A 21,328-nucleotide genomic window follows, 5' to 3' on the forward strand; every position below is an offset into this window, starting at 1 on the left:
TTTAAATGCTATAAAATTTTTAGTTTCATATATTTTTATCTACTCTAATTCTCACCCTAACAATGAATCTTTTAATAACTTAATTATCTTCTAGTAATATATCTTTTAAAATTTCAAGAGCTTCATTTATCTCCTTGTAGCTAATAGTTAAAGGTGGTAAAAATCTAAGTACATTCTTTCCAGCAGTCAAAATAAGTAATCCTTTTTTTCTAGCTTTTTCTTCTATAGTGCTAGATTCAATAGTAGTTTCGATTCCTATCATCAAGCCCATACCTTTTGTCTTTACTACGATTGTACTATTAAAATTTTCAATAGATTTTCTTATATAATCTCCTTTTTCTAACACATCTTCATAAAATCCTTCTTTAGATATTTCATCTAACACAACAGAAGTTGCCACCATAGCTAATAAATTCCCTCCAAATGTTGTACCTTGGTCTCCTTTTCCTAAAACTTTTGAAAATTTTTCATTTACTAATACTCCTCCTATTGGTATCCCTGCGCCTAAACCTTTTGCAATTGTAACAATATCTGGTTTTACATCAAAATATTCATATCCAAAAAGTTTCCCCGTTCTTGCTATGCCACATTGAACTTCATCAAATATTACTGCTATGTCTTTTTCTTTACATATTTTTACAAGTTCTAAAATATAATCTTTTTCAAGAACATTAACTCCACCTTCACCTTGAACTGCTTCAAGAATTACTGCACAAACAGTTGAATCAATATTATTTTTAAAATCTTCAATATCGTTTTTTTCTACATATTTAAATCCTTCGGGAAGTGGATAAAAATATTTATGGTACTTATCCATACCAGTTGCCATCAAAGACATCATTGTTCTACCATGAAAAGAATCCTTTAAACTTATGATTGTCCCTCTTCCTTCACCATATTTATCACTACTGTACTTTCTTGCTATTTTAAAAGCAGTTTCATTTGCTTCTGTTCCAGAGTTACAAAAATATACTTTATCCAATCCACTTATATTAATTATTTTTTCTCCTACAGACAATACTGGACCATTGAAATATAAGTTTGATGTATGTAATAATTTATCCACTTGCTCCTTTAAAGCAGTTTTTAAATTATTATTACTATATCCAAGAGAAGACACTCCGTATCCGCTTGTAAAATCTATATATTTATTGCCTTTAGTATCAAAAAAGCAACTACCTTCGCCATAATCTATAATAAAATCAGGTTGGCTATATGTATTTATGAAATATTCCTCCCATTTTGAAACTATATTATTGTTATTTATCTTCATTTTTATCATCCTCACTTAAGTTATAATCTTTTTTATATTTAACTTATTTTCTTATTCATTTTCTTTTCTTATTAATGTGCCTATTCCACTATCAGTAAATAACTCTGTTATTATAGAATGAGGAACTCTTCCATCTAAAATATGAACTCTATTTACCCCATTATTCAAAGCGTCTACACATCCATGTATCTTAGGTATCATGCCACCAGTAATTATACCTTCATCAAATAGCTTATCAACATCATCTAGTATAACTTCTGTTATCAATGACTTTTCTTCATCTGGATCTCTTAAAAGACCTGGCACATCAGTAAGAAGTATCAGCTTATCTGCATTTAATTCTTTAGCTATAGCTGATGCTGCTGTATCTCCATTTATATTATAGGTCTCACCATCTTCTCCTACTCCAATAGTTGCAATTACTGAAATATAGCCTGATTTCAAGCAAGATTCTATAAGTTCAACATTTACTTTCTTTATTTCTCCAACAAATCCTAGTTCATAATTTTTATATGGGTCACATAAAATCATATTATTATCTATCCCACAAAGCCCTACTGCTCTTCCGCCTTTTGTATGTATCTTGTTTACTAAGTCTTTATTTACCTTTCCAGCTAAGACCATTTTTACAATTTCCATAGTTTCTTCATCTGTATATCTAAGCCCATTTACAAATTTACTTTCTATATCTACTTTAGCAAGCATTTTATTGATTTCTGCTCCTCCACCATGTACTAAAACTATATTTATTCCAACATAACTCATAAGTACAAGGTCTTCCATAACAGACTCTTTTAAACCATCTTTTTTCATTGCACTTCCACCATACTTAACTACAATAGTTTTGCCTTGATGCTTTTCTATATATGGTAAAGCTTCTATCAGTGTATTTGCTTTTTCTATATCAATCATTAAGCATTTCCTCCTAGTTTCTATAACTTCCATTTATTCTTACATAATCATAACTTAAATCACATCCCCATGCATTTCCTCTAGCATTTCCCATGTTCAAATCTACTAATATACTTATTTCATCATCTTCAAGAATTTTTTTCGCTTTTTCTTCATTAAAATCCAACCCATTTCCCTGTTTACATACTTCTATATATCCTTTCATGCTTTCAAAAATAATATCTACTTTTTCCATATCTATTTCTTCACCCGCATATCCTAAAGCACACAATATTCTTCCCCAATTTGCATCAGCTCCAAATACAGCTGTCTTTACCAAGGAAGAAGATATAACTGTTTTTGCTAACTTTACTGCATGTTCTTCACTTAGTGCTCCATTTATATAGCATTCAATTAATTTTGTACATCCTTCTCCATCTTTAGCAACAAGTTTAGCAAGTTCTATACAAACATATGTAAGCGCACTTAAAAATACTTGATAATGTTCATCTTTTTCATCCATTCTCTCATTTTTCGCTTTTCCATTTGCCAAAATCATTACCATATCATTAGTACTTGTATCTCCATCTACACTAACTCTATTAAAACTTTTATCAACTGCACTTTTTAGAGCTTCTTTTAAGAGAACGCTATCGATATTTGCATCTGTCGTTATAAATCCCAATGTTGTTGCCATATTAGGATGTATCATTCCTGAACCTTTTGCCATACCTCCAATAGTTATTTTTTTATCTCCATACATTATTGCTACTGCTATTTCTTTCTTTATAATGTCAGTTGTCATAATTGCTTCTCTTGCTCCAATATGACCTTGTTTACTGAGATTACTTACTAACTCATCCATATTTTTTTCTATTAAATCTATATTTAGTGGTTTTCCTATAACACCAGTAGATGCAACCAAAACATCATCTTCTTTAATATTTAATTTTTCACTAGTAAATTTAGCCATTTTATATGCGTTTATAAGACCTTCTTTTCCATTAAATGTGTTAGCATTAGCACTATTGACTATAATCGCTTGTGCTTTTCCATTTTTAATATGCTCCTGTGTTACATAAACTGGATTTCCTTTAACTTTATTTTGAGTAACTACTGCTGCTGCATCACATAAAATATCTGAATAAACTAAAGCTAAGTCCCTCTTTTCTTTATTTTTTCTTAAGCCACAGTGAATTCCTGAAGCAACAAACCCTTCTGGAACTGTAACTCCACCTTTTATAATCTCCATTTTTATCCTCCTAATTATATGAGTTTAGTATTTTTCTATTCCTAAAATGCTGGTGCAATATGCTTTAAGCCTGTAGTCTCCTCAATTCCAAACATTATATTCATATTTTGTACGGCTTGCCCTGCTGCCCCTTTAATCATGTTGTCTATAGTTGAACAGATTATTAATGTATCTTTATTTTCATGTACTGATATTACACATTTATTTGAATATACAACATTTTTTAAAGAGGTTATCTTATCTAATGGGAGTATTTCTACAAATTTTTTATATTCATAATAATCAGTTAATTTTTTATGTATATCACCTATAGATACATTATCTTCTTTTATGCAGTATATAGTTGATAGTATCCCTCTATTTACTGGAATTAGATTTGGTGTAAAAACTACATCTACATCTTCTTTATACGCTTCACTTAGATTTTGTTCTATTTCTGGAGTATGTCTATGTTTTCCTATTTTATATGCAGTTATATTCTCATTAACTTCTGTAAAATGACTACTTGTTGATAACTCTCTACCAGCTCCTGTAAGACCTGATTTAGAATCAATTATTATATTATTATTTTTTATTAATTTAGAACTTAATAATGGCATCAATGGTAAAGAAATACTAGTAGGATAACATCCTGGATTTGCAACTATATCAGCACTTTTTATATCTTCTTGATATATCTCACTTAATCCATATACAGCTTTTTTGTGCAAAATTGTATCTATAAAAGATACTCCATACCATTTACTATATATTTTTTCATCTTTTATTCTGAAATCAGCACCTAAATCTATGACTTTCTTTTTAGATTCAATTGCTTTTATTGCAAACTTTTCACTTACACCATGTGGAAGAGCAGTAAATACAACATCACACATATCAATTACTTTTTCGTTTTCTATACATGTCATACTGTTTTCATAACCTATACTTGGGTATATATCAACTATGTTTTTGCCAATGTATGAATTTGAACCTATAGCTGTAACTTCTACTCCTTCATGATTTATTAGTAATCTTAGTAATTCTACACCAACATATCCAGTTGCTCCAATAATTCCAGCTTTTATTTTGCTCATTTTATTTCCTCCGTTTTATAATTATTTTAAGAATATTTCGAATTATTTTTTTAAATTAATATTATTATTTAATAATCATTTGATAATATATAAGTTTAAAACTATCTAACTAACAATAAAAAGCCCCTTAGCATTATAATGCTAAGAGGCGAATTTCCGCGGTACCACTCTTATTGGTAAAATTACAATTATAATAATTCTTATGAATTAAAAAGTATTTGCAAATGTATATTTAAAATTAAAAAAGCCTCTTGGTCAAAGACCAAGAGACGAATATACACCCGCGTTACCACTCTAATTGATAAGATAATCTTACCCACTCTAATCTCTTAAGGCGAGACTCACCAATTACCATACTACTAATTCTGGTAACTTCCTCCAAAGCTCTATTCACAATAAAATTCATTACTAGGCTTCCACCATCCCTAGCTCTCTATCAAATCCTTTTATGCTACTTTCTTTTTCATAGGATTTCAATTTCTTTTCTTGTTGTTTTATATAATAATTTATTTTTAGTAGTTTGTCAATATTATTTATAAATTTTTGGAAATTTTTTCTAGGTTGTTAATTTCCACCATTTTGTATCCGAGTTACGATATAACTTAAAACCACATCTTAATAAAACATTTTGTGAATCTGTATTGTAAGCATCAGTTTCAGCTATCACAGAAGAAACATTTGGTTGACTTAATCCCCAGCTACATATCTTTTTAATAGCTTCTGTCATATATCCTTGTTTTTTATAATCCTCACCTAATCCATAACCAATCTCAATTTCACCATAAGAATTTGGCACATCTTTAAAATCGGCTAATCCTATAATTGTACGGTTTTCATTTAACATAATAAACCAAAATGTATAAAACAATATATTTTTTTCATCTTTTTTAGCAATATTTAATTGTCCTTTTACAATATCATAAAAAAAACCAGTCATTGGTTCTGCACAATAAATGCATTCTAATTCCTTTTCTAATTCTGAATTATTGGAAGTCCAAAGTTCAAGTTGACGAAGTGATAGTGGAATTAGAGTTAATCTTTCTGTTTTTAATATCATTTTTTCTCCTTTTAAGAGAAAGACTAAAATTGTTATCAAAGAATTCTTAATCATACACAACAATCGTCTTTCTGCTGATTTTCTTTTTAATCTGATAAAAGCTCATCTATCACATGAAATTTCATTTATTAGTACTATTAGTTCTATATTTTCTAACAGGCTATAAAGTATATTAGTATCATAAATTTTACTACTCAATATCTTTTTTTATTTCTACAACATCCTCAATTTTACAATTGTAATTATTGAAAATAAAATTGATGGAAATTAACTGATAAAAGTATCATTATTAATTCAACACAGTTGAACAACAAGTGAGAATACATATAGATTTGTGTAAATATATATACATTCTAGCTTGATACTATATATGTGATAATTAGTTGCATAATATCGAGAATGATCTATATTTTTATAAGTTTAAGAATTATTTTTTAGAGAGTGTATTCCATTTATTAATACTTTAGAATCTATTTTTAAATATCTAGAATACATCCAAACAATTGGACTACGAAGCCTACCTCTAGAGCAAACAATTATTATCTTTTTACTATTGTTATCGCTAATAGATAGAAGCCTATCTTTTATTTTTTTACGATTTTTTATTAAACCATATAAGACAACAATTCCTGCGATGGGTTTATTCCTGTGCAGGAAGTCATATTCTTTTTCATTAATAACAGAGATATTATGTTCTAATTTGGCTATACTACCATATTCTATCGATGTACGTACATCAACAGTTACTTCATCAACGATTTCACTATGTTTTATTAGATATTGTGGACATAATTTTTTCATGTATACATCTAAAGTCTGCATAAGTATCTCTCCTTAACTCTTTGCATAATATATTAATTTATTATACTATAAGCAAGTTCACCTTTACAGTTGTTTATTAATATAAATTTATAATTATTATAAAAATATCTTAAATATATCATAGGATTTATATGAAGCTTTTACAATTTAGAGTGGAAATCACACTCATTTAGGTTGAATGGATAGCACAAATAGTATATAAAAAACATTGATACATACACATATAATGTTAATATAAGTATATGGAGAATAAATATAGAAGAACTCAAACAACAGCAAAGGATACTACTATTAATGAAAAGCTTACAATAGATTTAAAATTACTTCCTTTCTTTTGAAATTTTCAAATAAATGAAATTATTCCTTCCCATGTAAGAAAGTGACAAAACTAATTATTAAAAGTTAATTACAGTCAAACATATCTAAAAACAATACACAACCATCTTGTTGCAATGTTTAGTTATTCTGTAAAATATTATAATTTGACTAGTGAATAAATATACTAACAATAGCAGAACATTTATGACATGAAAAAATTGAAACAACATGGAATGTATATTCTCATTTATGTCCAAACAAACACCTAAAAATTGCACAAAAACTAGAAGATTTAAATTTATATCTTATTTTAATTAAGTTTTAAAAACCTTTACTATCTAAAAATTTTTCAATTTTTTTTTCAGAAAGTATCTCATTAGTTATAAATTCTCCATTGAAAAAAAGACTATATGTAGTAAATGGTGCAGGAGCATTTTGTGCTTCTTTTGCTGTTTCAAATTTTATAAGATTTACTTCAACACCTCTAGCATTCGCAATTTTTTTTAAAATAGGAGTATATTTTGCAGTATATGGACACTGATTACTGTAATATAAAACTATCCCATTCTCCTTTGATTTACTTTGTTTTACACAATCTTTAAAGCATGGAATAGGTGCATTATCAGTAAATGGAAAATACAATAACTCATAACTTGGTTCTGATGTATCTGCCAGATAAAATCCTTTATATTTTAAATACTTAGAATCAGATAAAAATGGTAGCTTTTTTTCAGATGAAAGTACAACTAACCCATATTTTCCTTTTGACTTTGCATCATCAATGCATTTTTGTAGTAATAAATTAGAGTATCCTTGTCCTTTAAATTTTCCAGATACCCAGAAACAATTAATATACATATAATTATCTGCAGTAATAGGACACCATGCATTTTCTGCTGGTATATATTCTATAAAAACTTTACCTCTTTCATCTAATCTTTTAAATACAAGACCTTTGTCAAAATTACTTTTCATCCAATATTTTTTAGAAGAAACACAGTTTTCTCCCTTTTTTTCAGTAATTGCACAACATACATGTTCATTATCAATATTATTTGAATTTATATCTATAATCTGCATATTACCTCTCCTTCTCTCTTTACAAAATAGTTTTCATATATATACTATATCTTTAATTGTACTATTATATATATGACACTTATATGTCATATATATTTTCATTTTATATTAAATTATTTCAAATTTATCATTATTAAATTATATGTAAAATTAAATAAATTTTTATGTTCTAACTATATTATATATGGATTGTTTTATTAATCACCTTTAAATTCAAATTTAATAAAACAATTTATATTGAAATAAATATATTTAAGGTATATAATTATAAGAAAAATTTTTAATAATAGAGGTGTTGTTTATAATGTGTGAAAAGTACCTAATAAGAGAATTAAAAGAACCTGATATTAGAAGTGCATTGAATTTAATTTGGAATGTATTTGAAGAATTTGAGTCTCCAGATTATTGTGCTGAAGGAATTAAGTCATTCCATGAATTTATAGAATATAACTCTATTATTGAAAAAGTCAAAGAAAAATCTATTTTCTTTTGGGGCTGTTTTGATTGTGAAAAGTTAATTGGGGTTTTAGCTATCAGAGACCTAAATCATATATGTATGTTATTTGTAGATAAAAATTATCACAAATGTGGTGTTGCAAAAAAATTAATGGCTATAGGTGTAAAGTATTGTACTGAAAACAGAGATGATTTAACTGAAGTAACTGTAAATTCATCCCCTTATGCTGTTGAAGTTTACCATAAATTAGGATTTAAAAATACTAATGCTGAACAGATTGTCAATGGTATACGTTTTACTCCAATGAAACTATCAATATCAAATTAATTTAACAAAGAAATATATCAAAAGCAAATCCACTTAAAGTTTTTAAAGTTGATTTGCTTTTAGATTAAATTTTTAAAGTACACTATTTTTCTTTAAGTTTTAAGTAATATACTTTGAAAGAATCTTCTAGCAAAGACATTAATATTTATTTTTTTACTTCTTATTTTCTAATCCAATCTATTAATTAAATCAACTATATTATAATTTATTGATATATATGTAATGTTGATTATTAATTCTATCATTTACATTAATATTTAGCGATATATTTAGTCATACTTTTTATGAATACCTAATAGTACAGTATCAACAGTGTCAGATAGACTTTTTATGGCTTCTTCTGAATCTAAAAGAGCTTTTCCAAGTTGCAAAGTTGAATATCCATGAATCACACTCATCAACAAATTTAATACTTCATCTATATTCTTTGTTCTTAAATTACAAGAAAGAATAAGTTTTTCTAATAGCGATTTATATTCTTCAAATATCTCTGATGTTTCTTTGTTCCCATGCCAAATAGCCCATTGAATTGTTTCATAAACCCCAGGATGAGCAATTATAAAATTAAAATATGCAATACTTACAGACTTTATAGCTGTATCTCCAGAATCACCAATAGCAACTTTCTCCATCTGTTTATTCATTTTCCTCATACCATTATGAGCAACCTCTCTCAACAAATCATCTAAGCTTTCTATATGATTATATAAAGAAGGTGTACGTATACTTAGTTTTTCTGCAACAACTTTTAAAGAAAGCTTGTTAAGCCCATCTTTATCAGCTATATCAGATGCTACCTGTATTACTATATCTCTACTAACACGCATGATTATACCTCTCTCAACTAAAATTAATTACTTTATTAGTTTAACTAATCTAATTAGCTTCGTCAACAATTAAGACTTATAAAAAACTTTATATTGAGTGCAATGTTGACAATTTAATTTTAGTTTAATATAATACTAACTATATTAGTATTATAACTAATTAAATTAGTATTATAGATAATTAAATTAGAATATTACAGTATAATTTTATAGTTTAATAGATATATCAATAGATACTATATATTAAACTGAAGGGAGATTTTTATGGAAAAGAAATATTTTCAAATTCATGGAATTCCTTCAATTCTTTGGGGAAATCCTTCAAACAAATTGTATATTTATATACACGGACAATGTGGTTATAAAGAAGAAGCCGAAATTTTTGCTAATATCGCTGTTAATCATGGATGGCAGGTTTTAAGCATTGATTTACCTAAACATGGAGAACGTAAAGAAGAAAACATTTCGTTTGACCCATGGAATGTTGTTCCAGAGTTATTAGCTATAATGAAATATGCAAAATCTAATTGGAATCAAATTGCATTATATGCAAATAGTATTGGTGCATGGTTTAGTATGTTAAGTTTTGAAAATGAGAATCTGGAAGAGTGTGTTTTTGTATCTCCAATTCTCGATATGCAACAACTTATTTCTAATATGATGCTTTGGGCAAATGTATCAGAAGAACAACTTAAACATGAACTAATTATTCCAACTTCATTTGGTCATACACTTTCATGGGAATATCTGCAATATGTCAAAAAACATCCTATTACTAAATGGAACACTACAACAAGAATACTATATGGTAAACATGACGAACTTACAGAACTAAGTGTGGTAGAGAAATTTACACGCCATTTTAATTGTAATTTAACAGTTATAGCAAACGGGGAGCATTGGTTTAATACACCAGAGCAATTAAAAGTATTAAATAAATGGACAAATACTTTATTTGAGTGAAGATAATTTCATTATTACTATTTATCTATAAATTAGAATAATTATTCTATCAATTCACTTTATCTTAATATCATTAAAATAAGCGATAATAAAGTTAAAATTATTCCAACTAGCACAATATTATTCAACATTTTAGAACTTATATTCTTTTTCATATAAACTTACCACCTTAATATTCTTATTTATATATACAATAATATTTTTATATTTTAATCAATATTTTTTTATTGAAAAACAATAAATTATATATTATAATCAATAATATAACCTATATTAAGGAGATGGTATTTATGAGTACAAAATTTTTTAGAAATATTCTAACAGTGTTTTTGTACATTATGTTAGTAAGTATGGCTGCAACAGGTATAATATTCTTATGTATGATACCCATATCTTTGTATAATTTTAGCTTTGAAAAATTGATTATTACAATTGTTAGAATTGTTTATTTTTCTGACTATTATATAGTTATTTTATTCCTAACTTTTATAATTAATAGCACTAAATACTCACCTTTTATACTTGAAAATGTTAAGAGATTTAAAATAATGGGATATTGCTTATTGATAAATACTATAATTGAATGTATCAATGGTTATAGTGTAAATGCTGGTCCTATAAAAATATTTGGAACTGATAATGGAGGAATTTCACCACTTATGGTCATCTCTTTTATCTTTTCACTAATGTGTTTTGTAATTGCTGAAACATTTAATAAAGCTATAAAAATAAAAGAAGATAACGATTTAACGATATAGAGGTGATATTATGGCAATTATAGTTAATCTAGATGTAATGATGGCAAAAAGAAAAATATCACTTAAAGATTTGGCTGAAAAAATAGATATTACAAATGCTAATTTATCAATTTTAAAGACTGGCAAAGCAAAAGCTATTAGATTCACCACTCTAAATGAAATTTGTAAAGCTTTAGACTGCCAACCAGGTGATATACTTGAATATGTAGAAGATGATTAAGAAAAGAGTGTCTAAAACACTCTTTTTGATTATCACCTATAGCTTTTATTATTTTAGTGGAACATTTAGACATGTTGCCAAATCTTTTTCAGGTGTACTAATAGGTATTAAATTAAATGTATCAACTAAGTATTGTAGTACATTTGGACTTATAAAGGCTGGTAAACTTGGCCCTAAATAAATATTTTTTATATCTAGTGATAATAATGCTAATAAATCTGCCACAGCTTTTTGCTCATACCATGATAATATTATTGAGAGAGGAAGACTATTCACATCTGTATCAAATGCATCAGCTAAAGCTAAGGCTATTCTTACTGCTGAATAAGCATCATTACATTGACCAACATCTAACAACCTAGGAAACCCCGCTACTTCACCAAAGTTTAATTTATTAAATCTATACTTTCCACATGCAAGTGTAAGAATTATACAATCTTTAGGAACTTGTTTAGCAAACTCAGTATAATAGTTTCTTCCAGGTCTTGCACCATCGCATCCTCCAATAAGGAAGAAATGTCTTATATTTCCAGATTTAACTGCATCTACTATTGCTGGTGCATTACTTAATGTAGCATTATGTCCAAATCCTACTAATATTTCATATGGTTCTTCACTTTCTTCAAACCCACCAAGTTCTAGTGCTTTATTTATTATTTCACTAAAATCTTTTTCTCCATTTTCACTTTTACCTATATATTTTACACCATCCCATCCGACGACACTAGTTGTAAAAATTCTATCTTTATAAGAATCTCTTGGTTTCATTAAGCAATTTGTTGTCATCAGTATACATCCTGGTATAGAATCAAATTCCTTCTGTTGATCTTGCCATGCTCCTCCAAAGTTCCCTACTAAATGAGTATATTTATTTAATTCTGGATATCCATGACAAGGAATCATTTCTCCATGAGTATATATATTTATCCCTTTTCCTTCTGTTTGTTTAAGTAACATTTCCAAATCTTTTAAATCATGTCCTGAAACTATTATAAAAGGTCCTTTTTTTATTTTTACATTTACCTTATGAGGTTCTGGATTTTTATAAATGGTAGTATTAGCTTCATCTAGTTTTTGCATTACAGCAACACTCATATCACCCGTCTTAAGAGTTAATGTTATTAAGTTTTCTAAAGAAATATCATCATCTGTAATTGCTGATAATGCTCTAAAATAAAATTCATCTACCTGATTATTATAATATCCAAGCTCTCTAGCCTGATGCCCATAAGCACTTATTCCTTTTAATCCATAAAGTATTGTCATTCTTAGTGAACGTATATCAGGGTTTAAACTTTCATCAAACATTATTCCAGCTCTTTTAGCATCTTCTATCATTTGACTTCTTGTTTCACTTAAATTATATTCAGCATACTCATTGTTTACAATAGGTTCTTTAATTTTTTTTCTTAATCTCTGCTTTATTTCTTGTGATTTTCTTAGCATATTTTCATGTACATCACCATCAAAATTTACATTTGTTAAAGTCGTAAATAAACTATTTTCTACAAAAGAAACTATATCTTTATCTATTTTTTCTCCATTATCTAACAAAACTTTAGCATAACAACTTATACCTTTTAATTGATAGATTAATAAGTCTTGAAGTGCTGCTATTTCTGGCGTTTTACCACAAACCCCTATTTTTGTACATCCTTTTCCACCAACAGTTTGCTCGCATTGATAACAGAACATTGAATTTTCCATATATTTATACCTCCTCTTTACCTTGTTACATAGTTTACCCATATATGTTATATATTATAAAAATAGTAAATTAAAATTGCATCTTCAAATGTACATACTATGATAAGTATTCTCTATAATGCAAGTAAGTAAATTTAAAGGTACTCCTAAATTATTTTAGATATGATTTAAAAATTTAAGTAAACTATTTTTAAATTTATTTGATTTTAAAACAAGAATGTTGAATAATAACTCATTCTAATGTATTATTGTAGTTGTAGAATAAAACTAAATCGGCAAAACTAGAGAAATTTAGTGACGCAAAGCTATAGGGACTAAGACTTATAAATTAATTTATGAGTTATGTCAGACAGTCTTAAAAATATATTTTTAAGACTAATAATAACCAAAAATGTTAACTAAAAAATATAATTGAATAGACATTCCTATTAATCTATGATATAATAATATTTGTGGTAATACACAATTAAATCAAGTATATCTTGATATAGGTTAATAGGAGTATTTTTAATGAATAATGGAATAGTGAAATGGTTTAATAATGAAAAAGGATTTGGGTTTATATCAATAGAAGGTGGAGATGATGTATTTGCTCATTTCTCAGCTATACAAACTTCAGGATTTAAATCATTAGAAGAAGGTCAACAAGTAAGCTTTGATATAGTTAAAGGCGCTAGAGGTCCTCAAGCAGAAAATATAACTATATTATAATATATAGATTTTTCGGGAAAGACTCTTTTGAGGGTCTTTTTTTATTGATAATTTAAGCAAAATCTTATTTAAATAAAAAAACTGACTGTCAGTTAAATGTCAGTCAGTTTTTTATAGTATTTTTACTCAAAAACTGATGGATTTGAGATTTTTAATAATTAATCATACTTATTAATATATAAACTTTACTCGTATACAGAATATCTCTTCCAGATTTGCTCTAAGTCATCGAAGTGCTGTTTAATATCTTCTTTTTCTTTCATACCAACAGAGATTGCAAGAGCATTTGAAATACTAAGTGCTGGAACTAGTGAATCTACAAATGAAGCCATATTACTCTTAACCAAAAGAGTATTGTCTGCAAGTGCTGCTACTGGTGCAAATAAACTATCTGTTAATGAAATTACATGTGCTCCTTTTTCCTTAGCATAATTGACAATTTGATAAGATTTTTTTGAATAACGTGGGAAACTAATTGCAACTATAACATCTTCTTCGTTTATTCTTACAATCTGTTCAAATGCATCTCCCATATCCATTCTAATTATATGGACATTATCAAGTATTATATCTAAGTAAAAACCTAGGTATTGAGCTACTACAAAAGAACTTCTCATACCAAGTATATATATTTTTCTTGCCTTTAAAAGTTTATTAGAAGCTTCCTTAAATGCTTTTTCATCAATTTCTTCTAATGTTGATCTTATATTATCTATATCACTCTTTAAAACTTTGTTCAATATTGCAAAATCATCAGAATAATCATGTGCCATTTCAACTCTTTGTACTGTAGTTAATTTATTTTTTATGAGTTCTTGAAGTGCAGCTTGTAATTTTGGATACCCACTATAGCCTAGAGCATTTGCAAACCTTACAACAGTAGATTCACTCACTCCTACAGTTTCACCTAATTTGCATGCAGTCATGAATGCAACTTTATCATAATTATTCAAAATATATTGTGCTATAAGTTTTTGCCCCTTACTTAACCTCGTGTATTGAGATTGTATATTTGATATCAAATGTTTACTATCTTTCATTTCATTTGTTTCTTCCATTTTTTTCTCCTTTTAGTTATATAAACTATTTTCTTTTTATCACTACTAATATTTTTTCTAAAAATTTTATTATTTTAGTTTTTATCTCAGCTTCTTAAACTCATAAAATTCTAACTTTTCTGTACCTTATACTTCACATAGTATTTTCGATTAAATTTATTATACCATCTTTCCTTGCATTTTTTAAGATTTATTCAATATTTCTTTTAAAATTTTCAATTTTTACTCATTTAAAAGTTAAATATTTTATTTTGCATATTTAAGTACATTACTTACTTCAAAAGTAAATTATCATATACTTATTATTTAAAGTGTTTTTAAAAGGTTACAATATATATATTAACTCTTAATAGAATCTTGTCAAGTTTTTTTTAGTGTTTATTGTGATTTTTTCTTTTCAATTAAAATCAATTGTGGTGGGTTATTGACTTGATTTAAAAATTTAGATTCTAAAACATTAAATTCATCTTGATTTAAATTATTTACAAAATTATATATACTATCTTTTTCTTCTTGCCCTCCATCATGTCCTGTATATATAGCAATACTTATTATTCCATTTTCTTTTAATATTTCTAAGCTAGACTTTATAGCTTTTAAAGTTGTATCTGGTTTAGTTATAATTAGATGTTTTGCTCTTGGAAGATATCCTAAATTAAATAAAACACATGAAACTTCTTCTTTTACATATTTATCGATATTTTCATGACCATCAAGTATTAATTTTACTCTATCTATATATCCTTCTTTTTCTAATTTTTTTCTTGTAGATTTTAGAGCTTCTTCTTGTATATCAAAAGCATATACAAAGCCTTTTTCTCCAACCTTTTCAGCCAAATACTTTGTATCATAACCATTTCCCATGGTAGCATCTATTGTTACATCACCTTTATTAATAATATTTTCTAAATAAAATTTATTTATATCTGTAATTTTAGTTAAATGTTTTGCATATGCCATAATATTATTTCTCCCTACTATTAACTTCATTTCATTTTCATGTTATTTTATTGATTTTAAATATTTTATTTCATCTTCTGTTAAGTATCTATATTCACCAACTTTTATATCTTTTAATACTATTTTCCCTACAGAAATTCTTCTTAAGTTTAAAACTGGATGATTTATAGCCTTACACATTTTTCTTACTTGTCTATTTCTTCCTTCATGTATAGTTATTTCGCATACTGAATAATTCTTTTCTTTATTTTCCTTAGTTACTCTGATTTTAGCAGGTGCTGTTGTATAATCTTCTATTTTTAGTCCTTTTTCAAAATTTTTTATTTCATCCTTATTTATAATTCCTTTTACACTTGCCACATAAGTTTTATTAATTTCATGTTTTGGATGAGTAAGTTTATATGTTAAATCTCCATCATTAGTAAGTATCAAAAGCCCACTTGTTTCATAATCTAACCTCCCTATTGGATATACTCTTTCCTTTACATCTTTTAATATATCTATTACACTTGCTCTATTAAACTGATCTTTTACAGTAGTTATATAACCTTCTGGCTTATTCAATACTATATAGACATAATTTTCGCTTGGCTTTACTGCTTTATTATCAAATTCTACTATATCTTTTTCTTCATCAATATTAAAAGATAGCTCTTTTATTATATTTCCATTTACCTTTATTCTTCCTTCAAGAATGATTTCTTCTGCTTTTCTTCTAGATGCAATTCCACAAGAAGCTATATATTTATTAATTCTCATACATAATCCTTTCTTATCTTAAATTATATGTTATTTAATATTTTTATCAACATTAATTTTGTTACATTATTATACTATACTAGACCTTAATTAAAAACAAGCCAAAAAATTATTTAATTTTCCTAAATAATTGTAATTTCTTTTCACATACTATTAATATGTAATAGCTGATTAAACACTATTTTAAGGAAGTGATTATTATTTCAAAAGAAAATGTAAAATATTATTTAATAGTCGTGTTTATTGGAATTTTATTTTTTAAATTTATTAATACTCCAGCAGATTTTATATCTAGCATTGAAGGATTATTAAGTTTTTTTAGTCCATTTTTACTAGCTATTTTACTCGCTTTGCTTTTAAATCCTCTTGTAATGCTTTTTGAAATAAAATTTAAAACACATAGGCTTTTATCCATTTTTTTATCTTATATATTGATAGGTATTATTTTAGCTTTTGGTATTAGATTACTAATTCCTTCAATAGCCAATACATTAAATAGATTAATAAATGAAATGCCTATCTACAGTGATTATATAGATAATTTTATAGAAAAAAATATGTCAAACATAGATTTTTTAAAAGCTCTAATTCCTCATATACAACACAGCTTAGATAATGCATTAAAAGAAGCTAGTAATTTTATTAGTAGAATTCCTAAAAACTTTTTAATCTATACACTTAGCATATCATCTATGCTATTTAGTATGGTAATGGGCTTTATATTATCTATATATATTATATATGATAAGGAAAAAATTGCATTAGGATTTAAAAGATTGCTATATTCTTCTACTGCTAGAAACAAAGCTGATGACATTATAGAATTTTTTAGAACTACCCATGATATTTTTTATGATTATTTAATTGGTAGAATTTTAGACTCTCTCATTATTGGTATAATTGCATTTATAGGATTTCAATTTATCATTCGAATAGAAAATGCTTTATTTTTAGCTTCAATAATATTTTTAGCAAACATAATACCTTATCTAGGGCCATTTATTGGAGCTATACCTCCAGTAGCTATGACAATTTTATACAGCCCACAAAAAACCATATGGGTTATCGTATTTATATTTATATTACAACAACTAGATGGAAATTTCATAGAGCCAAAGGTTATGGGCAAGCAAGTTGGAATAGGAGCTATATGGATAATTTCTGCGATTTTAATAGGACAGTCTCTTTTTGGCTTTATAGGTGTTTTTCTTTCAGTACCTGTAGCTGCTGTTGTAAAAACTTCTATTGACAAATATATTGACAAGAGATTGCAATAAGCTTTATCTTTTATAATTTTAAAAATTAATTATTATCTATTACATTACTATAAAAAAATGAAATTAACTCTTGGCAAAGAATATATGCTAAAAGTTAATTTCATTTTCTGATACAAAGTCTTAATTGTTTATATGTAATACTTTACATTTACTGATTATTTGAGTTCTGAGAATTTCCACTACTATCTGACCCTCCACTATTTTCTGATGAAGGTGGAGTTGGTGTCGGTGTTGGATTGCTCGTATTTGGTTTTTCTTGATTTTGAGAAGAATCATTGTTAGTTACATCTTTGTTATTGTTTGAAGTTGTATTTTTGTTTTTGGAATTAGATTTATTATTTTTACTCTTTTCACTATAGGAAGATTTCTTTGCTTCTGATTCCACTCTATACCTATCTTCTCCAGCTGTGTCTTTTGCCTTTTTCTTTCGTTCTTCCTCTGCTTCATTCTGTTCTTTTTCTAATTTAGTCAATTCCTCTTTCTTTTTAGATGCTTCATTTTTAATAACAGATGAGCCGTTTTTAATTTTCTCTATAAGCTTAAGCTCTTTAATTGCATCCGTATAATTTGTAGCTTTTTCAAATTCATCCACATTTAGCATTCTCATAGATTGCATATACATAGCTCTTGCATTTTCATTAGCGCTATCTTCTTCTAATGCAGAGGATAATGCTTCCATAGCTTTTTTATAGTCATGTTTCTCTAAATATATTTTTCCTTGCTCAGTTGAACTTATTTCATCTTTTTTATTAAATGAACATCCTACAAGAAATATAGATAATATCGATATCAATAAAATTACTCTTCCTCTCATTAAATCCCTCCTTGTCATATACTTTAAATTTTATCATAATCAGGAAGTTTTTAAAATATTTTATATTTATTACAGGAAAATTGTTAATAAAACAGAAAATAAGTAGATATGACTTGAATAACTATAACAAACTAAAAATTAGTTTAAATCTATAGATATATCGTCTAATCTACTTATTTTAAAATTTAATATTTAATTCTTCTTCTATACTTCTAAAGATAATAAGTCTTCATAACTTTGTCTTTTACAAATTATCTTGTCATCTCCATCAAATACTGACACTACTGCTGCTCTTGGTATTTTATTATAATTTGAAGACATTGAATATCCATATGCACCTGTTGATGTTGTTATAAGTACATCTCCACTTTTTATATCCATTATATCTATATCTCCAATTAATATATCTCCACTTTCACAACATTTACCAGCTATTGTTACATGGTTCATGGTTTCATGGTTAATCTTATTTACAATACTGCATTCATAATTAGCTTGATATAGTGAAGGTCTTACATTGTCTGTCATACCTCCATCTACACTTACATAAACTCTAACATCTTTTATATCTTTTATTGAACCTACTGTATACAATGTACTTCCTGCATTTGCAACTATTGACCTTCCTGGTTCTATTACCAATGTAGGTACTTCTATTCCAAGTTCTTTACAAGAATTTTCTGCTTTAGTGATTATAGTTTCACAGAATTCTCTTATAGTTTTAGGTTTATCACCTTTACTATAATAAACACCTACACCTCCGCCTAAGTCAATTTCTGTCAGCTGTATATTAAATTTTTCTTTTATTTCTTTTACTAAGTTCATCATTATATCTACTGTATCTATGTATGGTTCTACATCAAATATTTGTGAACCGATATGAGCATGAAGACCTACCAATTTAATATTTGTATAATCATTCAATTTTTCTATTGCTCTAAACAAATCTCCATTTACTAAAGCAAAACCAAATTTAGAATCTATTTGACCTGTTTTTATATAATCGTGTGTGTGAGCTTCTATACCAGGTGTTATTCTAAAATATATTTCTTGAGTTTTCTTCTTCTCTTCACATAATTTTTCAATTAAATCTAACTCATAGAAATTATCTACTACAAACTTACCTACTCCCAAATCTAATCCCATATTTATTTCTTCTTCAGTTTTATTGTTTCCATGAAAGAAAACTTTTTCCATAGGAAAATTTGATTTATAAGCTGTATATAGTTCCCCTCCTGAAACTACATCCAAACACATCTCTTCTTCATTTATAAGATTACACATATAAAGAGGTAAAAATGCCTTACCTGCATAAGCAACTTTATTTTTTCCATCTTTAGCCTTAAAATATTTTATATATTCTCTACAGTTTTGTCTTACTAAGTCTTCGTCAAATACATATAATGGAGTTTGATATTTTTTACTAAGCTCTAGACAGCTTACACCTCCAATATATAATTCATTGTCTTTTACAGTCATAGTTCCATGAAGTTTCATAATATCCTCCCTAAGTTTTATATATTAAATACTTCTGCTATTTTCTCAATAGCTACTTGTTTATCATCAGAATTTATGGCACAAGTTATACGAATTTCTGATGTAGTTATAAGTTTTACCATTATACCATTTTCATTAAATATCTTAAATACTTTAGCAGCAACTCCAGAAGTATTTTTCATACCAAGACCTACTAAAGAGAATTTAGTGATGTTATTATCAATTACTACATGTTCTTCATTTGTATATTTAGACACTATCTTTTTGCACTCTCCTAATTCTTCTTTTGGAACTGTAAATGACACACTTATTTTATCTAAAATAGGTGCAGTTTGACTTATCATATCCACACTTATTCCCATAGTTGCTATATCTTCAAATAAACTAGATATATTTTCTACTTTAAAATCTTTTATTGTTATAGAACTATCATCATCACTAGTAGCTAATCCTGTTATTACTTTATCCTCTAATTTCATGTCTTTTCCCCCTCTTATATATGTTCCTTTTACTGTACTACATGTACGTCCAACATAAATTTCAACACCATATTTTTGTGCAAGTTCTATACTTCTTGAATGCATTACTTGTGCTCCTAAACTTGCTAATTCAAGCATCTCTTCATATTCAATCTCATCAAGTTTATTTGCCTTTGCATATTTTCTTGGGTCTGTAAAATAAATTCCATCAACATCTGTATATATCTCACATTTGCCATTTAATTTAACTGCAAGAGCTACAGCAGATGTGTCTGAACCACCTCTTCCAAGAGTAGTTACATCACCATCTTCATTGATTCCTTGAAATCCAGTTACTATTACAACATTCCCTTCATCTAAACTATTCTTTATTCTATTTACATTTATATCGTCAATTTGAGATTTTCCATGAAGTCCGCTTGTTTTTATATTTAATTGATAAGCATTATAGCTTATGGCTTTACAACCAAGTGCATTTAATGCTATTGATAATAAAGATGCTGAAATCATTTCTCCAGTAGACATTAAAGCATCTAGCTCTCTTTTACTAGGTTCATTACTCAATTCTTTTGCCAAGTTTATATATTCATCTGTTGATTTTCCCATAGCAGATACAACTATTACCATTTGTGGATTTTCTTTTCTTCTTTCTATTATATTTTCTGCAATTGACTTTATTTTGTCAGTATCTGCAACTGAACTTCCTCCATATTTTTGGACAATTATACTCATGCTTTTTCCCCCT

Annotated in this window: 21 protein-coding genes, 1 riboswitch and 1 other annotated feature; of the genes, 6 read left to right on the plus strand and 15 right to left on the minus strand. The window is 27.1% G+C overall.

Annotated features, from left to right (window positions below; translation table 11 throughout):
- Window positions 1–79: 79 nt before the first annotated feature.
- The 7 genes from IC758_RS10755 to IC758_RS10785 form a co-directional block, all read right to left on the minus strand.
- Window positions 80–1,273, minus strand: coding sequence for an aspartate aminotransferase family protein (locus IC758_RS10755; RefSeq protein WP_255613184.1), 1,194 nt, complete (start codon window positions 1,271–1,273; stop codon window positions 80–82).
- 51 nt (window positions 1,274–1,324) lie between these two features.
- On the minus strand, window positions 1,325–2,185 hold the full coding sequence (gene argB, locus IC758_RS10760) for an acetylglutamate kinase (protein WP_227435056.1): 861 nt from the start codon (window positions 2,183–2,185) through the stop codon (window positions 1,325–1,327).
- A 13-nt stretch (window positions 2,186–2,198) separates the two neighbouring features.
- Window positions 2,199–3,416 carry a bifunctional glutamate N-acetyltransferase/amino-acid acetyltransferase ArgJ gene (gene argJ / locus IC758_RS10765; protein WP_227435055.1) on the minus strand — a complete coding sequence of 406 codons (1,218 nt, stop codon included), beginning with the start codon at window positions 3,414–3,416 and terminating at the stop codon, window positions 2,199–2,201.
- A gap of 41 nt (window positions 3,417–3,457) precedes the next feature.
- Window positions 3,458–4,492: an N-acetyl-gamma-glutamyl-phosphate reductase gene (argC, locus tag IC758_RS10770; protein ID WP_227435054.1), complete on the minus strand. Its 1,035-nt coding sequence runs from the start codon at window positions 4,490–4,492 to the stop codon at window positions 3,458–3,460.
- A 262-nt stretch (window positions 4,493–4,754) separates the two neighbouring features.
- Window positions 4,755–4,968: a binding site (T-box leader), on the minus strand.
- 80 nt (window positions 4,969–5,048) lie between these two features.
- Window positions 5,049–5,549: a GNAT family N-acetyltransferase gene (locus tag IC758_RS10775; RefSeq protein ID WP_227435052.1), complete on the minus strand. Its 501-nt coding sequence runs from the start codon at window positions 5,547–5,549 to the stop codon at window positions 5,049–5,051.
- A gap of 420 nt (window positions 5,550–5,969) precedes the next feature.
- The gene (locus IC758_RS10780) at window positions 5,970–6,371 is read right to left on the minus strand and encodes a hypothetical protein (protein WP_227435051.1); all 402 of its coding nucleotides are present in this window, start codon (window positions 6,369–6,371) and stop codon (window positions 5,970–5,972) included.
- A 639-nt stretch (window positions 6,372–7,010) separates the two neighbouring features.
- Complete coding sequence (locus IC758_RS10785; protein ID WP_227435049.1) at window positions 7,011–7,769, minus strand: N-acetyltransferase; 759 nt, start codon at window positions 7,767–7,769, stop codon at window positions 7,011–7,013.
- Between the two features lie 304 nt (window positions 7,770–8,073).
- Here IC758_RS10785 and IC758_RS10790 point away from each other — a divergent pair, with 304 nt between their 5' ends.
- On the plus strand, window positions 8,074–8,553 hold the full coding sequence (locus IC758_RS10790) for a GNAT family N-acetyltransferase (RefSeq protein ID WP_227435044.1): 480 nt from the start codon (window positions 8,074–8,076) through the stop codon (window positions 8,551–8,553).
- A gap of 269 nt (window positions 8,554–8,822) precedes the next feature.
- Here IC758_RS10790 and IC758_RS10795 read toward each other — a convergent pair whose 3' ends face one another.
- Window positions 8,823–9,380, minus strand: a complete 558-nt coding sequence (locus IC758_RS10795) for a TetR/AcrR family transcriptional regulator (protein ID WP_227435043.1) — start codon at window positions 9,378–9,380, stop codon at window positions 8,823–8,825.
- 264 nt (window positions 9,381–9,644) lie between these two features.
- On the opposite strand from IC758_RS10795, the gene IC758_RS10800 reads away from it, so the two are divergent.
- The 3 genes from IC758_RS10800 (at window position 9,645) to IC758_RS10810 (ending at window position 11,321) form a co-directional block, all read left to right on the plus strand.
- On the plus strand, window positions 9,645–10,343 hold the full coding sequence (locus IC758_RS10800; protein WP_227435042.1) for an alpha/beta hydrolase: 699 nt from the start codon (window positions 9,645–9,647) through the stop codon (window positions 10,341–10,343).
- 290 nt (window positions 10,344–10,633) lie between these two features.
- Complete coding sequence (locus IC758_RS10805; protein WP_227435040.1) at window positions 10,634–11,101, plus strand: DUF2975 domain-containing protein; 468 nt, start codon at window positions 10,634–10,636, stop codon at window positions 11,099–11,101.
- 10 nt (window positions 11,102–11,111) lie between these two features.
- Complete coding sequence (locus tag IC758_RS10810) at window positions 11,112–11,321, plus strand: helix-turn-helix domain-containing protein (RefSeq protein ID WP_227435037.1); 210 nt, start codon at window positions 11,112–11,114, stop codon at window positions 11,319–11,321.
- 48 nt (window positions 11,322–11,369) lie between these two features.
- Here IC758_RS10810 and hcp read toward each other — a convergent pair whose 3' ends face one another.
- A complete protein-coding gene (hcp, locus tag IC758_RS10815; protein WP_227435036.1) occupies window positions 11,370–13,028 on the minus strand; it encodes a hydroxylamine reductase in 1,659 nt (552 codons plus the stop codon).
- A gap of 264 nt (window positions 13,029–13,292) precedes the next feature.
- Window positions 13,293–13,389, plus strand: a riboswitch (cyclic di-GMP riboswitch).
- 149 nt (window positions 13,390–13,538) lie between these two features.
- Between hcp and IC758_RS10820 the strand changes: the two genes are divergently transcribed.
- Entirely contained in the window at window positions 13,539–13,739 is a 201-nt protein-coding gene (locus IC758_RS10820) for a cold-shock protein (RefSeq protein ID WP_021384215.1), read from the plus strand.
- 185 nt (window positions 13,740–13,924) lie between these two features.
- Here IC758_RS10820 and IC758_RS10825 read toward each other — a convergent pair whose 3' ends face one another.
- From IC758_RS10825 to IC758_RS10835, 3 genes are all read right to left on the minus strand, one after another.
- Window positions 13,925–14,797 (minus strand): MurR/RpiR family transcriptional regulator, encoded by an 873-nt coding sequence (locus tag IC758_RS10825; RefSeq protein ID WP_227435034.1) that lies wholly within the window; start codon window positions 14,795–14,797, stop codon window positions 13,925–13,927.
- A 378-nt stretch (window positions 14,798–15,175) separates the two neighbouring features.
- Window positions 15,176–15,757 carry a tRNA (mnm(5)s(2)U34)-methyltransferase gene (locus IC758_RS10830; protein ID WP_227435032.1) on the minus strand — a complete coding sequence of 194 codons (582 nt, stop codon included), beginning with the start codon at window positions 15,755–15,757 and terminating at the stop codon, window positions 15,176–15,178.
- Window positions 15,758–15,799: 42 nt separating this feature from the next.
- Window positions 15,800–16,516, minus strand: coding sequence for a pseudouridine synthase (locus IC758_RS10835; RefSeq protein WP_227435031.1), 717 nt, complete (start codon window positions 16,514–16,516; stop codon window positions 15,800–15,802).
- A gap of 191 nt (window positions 16,517–16,707) precedes the next feature.
- Here IC758_RS10835 and IC758_RS10840 point away from each other — a divergent pair, with 191 nt between their 5' ends.
- Complete coding sequence (locus tag IC758_RS10840) at window positions 16,708–17,793, plus strand: AI-2E family transporter (RefSeq protein WP_227435029.1); 1,086 nt, start codon at window positions 16,708–16,710, stop codon at window positions 17,791–17,793.
- 148 nt (window positions 17,794–17,941) lie between these two features.
- On the opposite strand, the gene IC758_RS10845 is transcribed toward IC758_RS10840, so the two are convergent.
- From IC758_RS10845 to IC758_RS10855, 3 genes are all read right to left on the minus strand, one after another.
- Window positions 17,942–18,607, minus strand: coding sequence for a hypothetical protein (locus IC758_RS10845; protein ID WP_227435027.1), 666 nt, complete (start codon window positions 18,605–18,607; stop codon window positions 17,942–17,944).
- A 204-nt stretch (window positions 18,608–18,811) separates the two neighbouring features.
- The gene (gene lysA / locus IC758_RS10850; protein ID WP_227860404.1) at window positions 18,812–20,104 is read right to left on the minus strand and encodes a diaminopimelate decarboxylase; all 1,293 of its coding nucleotides are present in this window, start codon (window positions 20,102–20,104) and stop codon (window positions 18,812–18,814) included.
- Window positions 20,105–20,121: 17 nt separating this feature from the next.
- On the minus strand, window positions 20,122–21,315 hold the full coding sequence (locus IC758_RS10855; RefSeq protein WP_227435024.1) for an aspartate kinase: 1,194 nt from the start codon (window positions 21,313–21,315) through the stop codon (window positions 20,122–20,124).
- Window positions 21,316–21,328 lie beyond the last annotated feature (13 nt).

Source organism: Clostridioides sp. ES-W-0016-02, from assembly GCF_020641035.1.
Classification (GTDB): Bacteria; Bacillota; Clostridia; order Peptostreptococcales; family Peptostreptococcaceae; genus Clostridioides.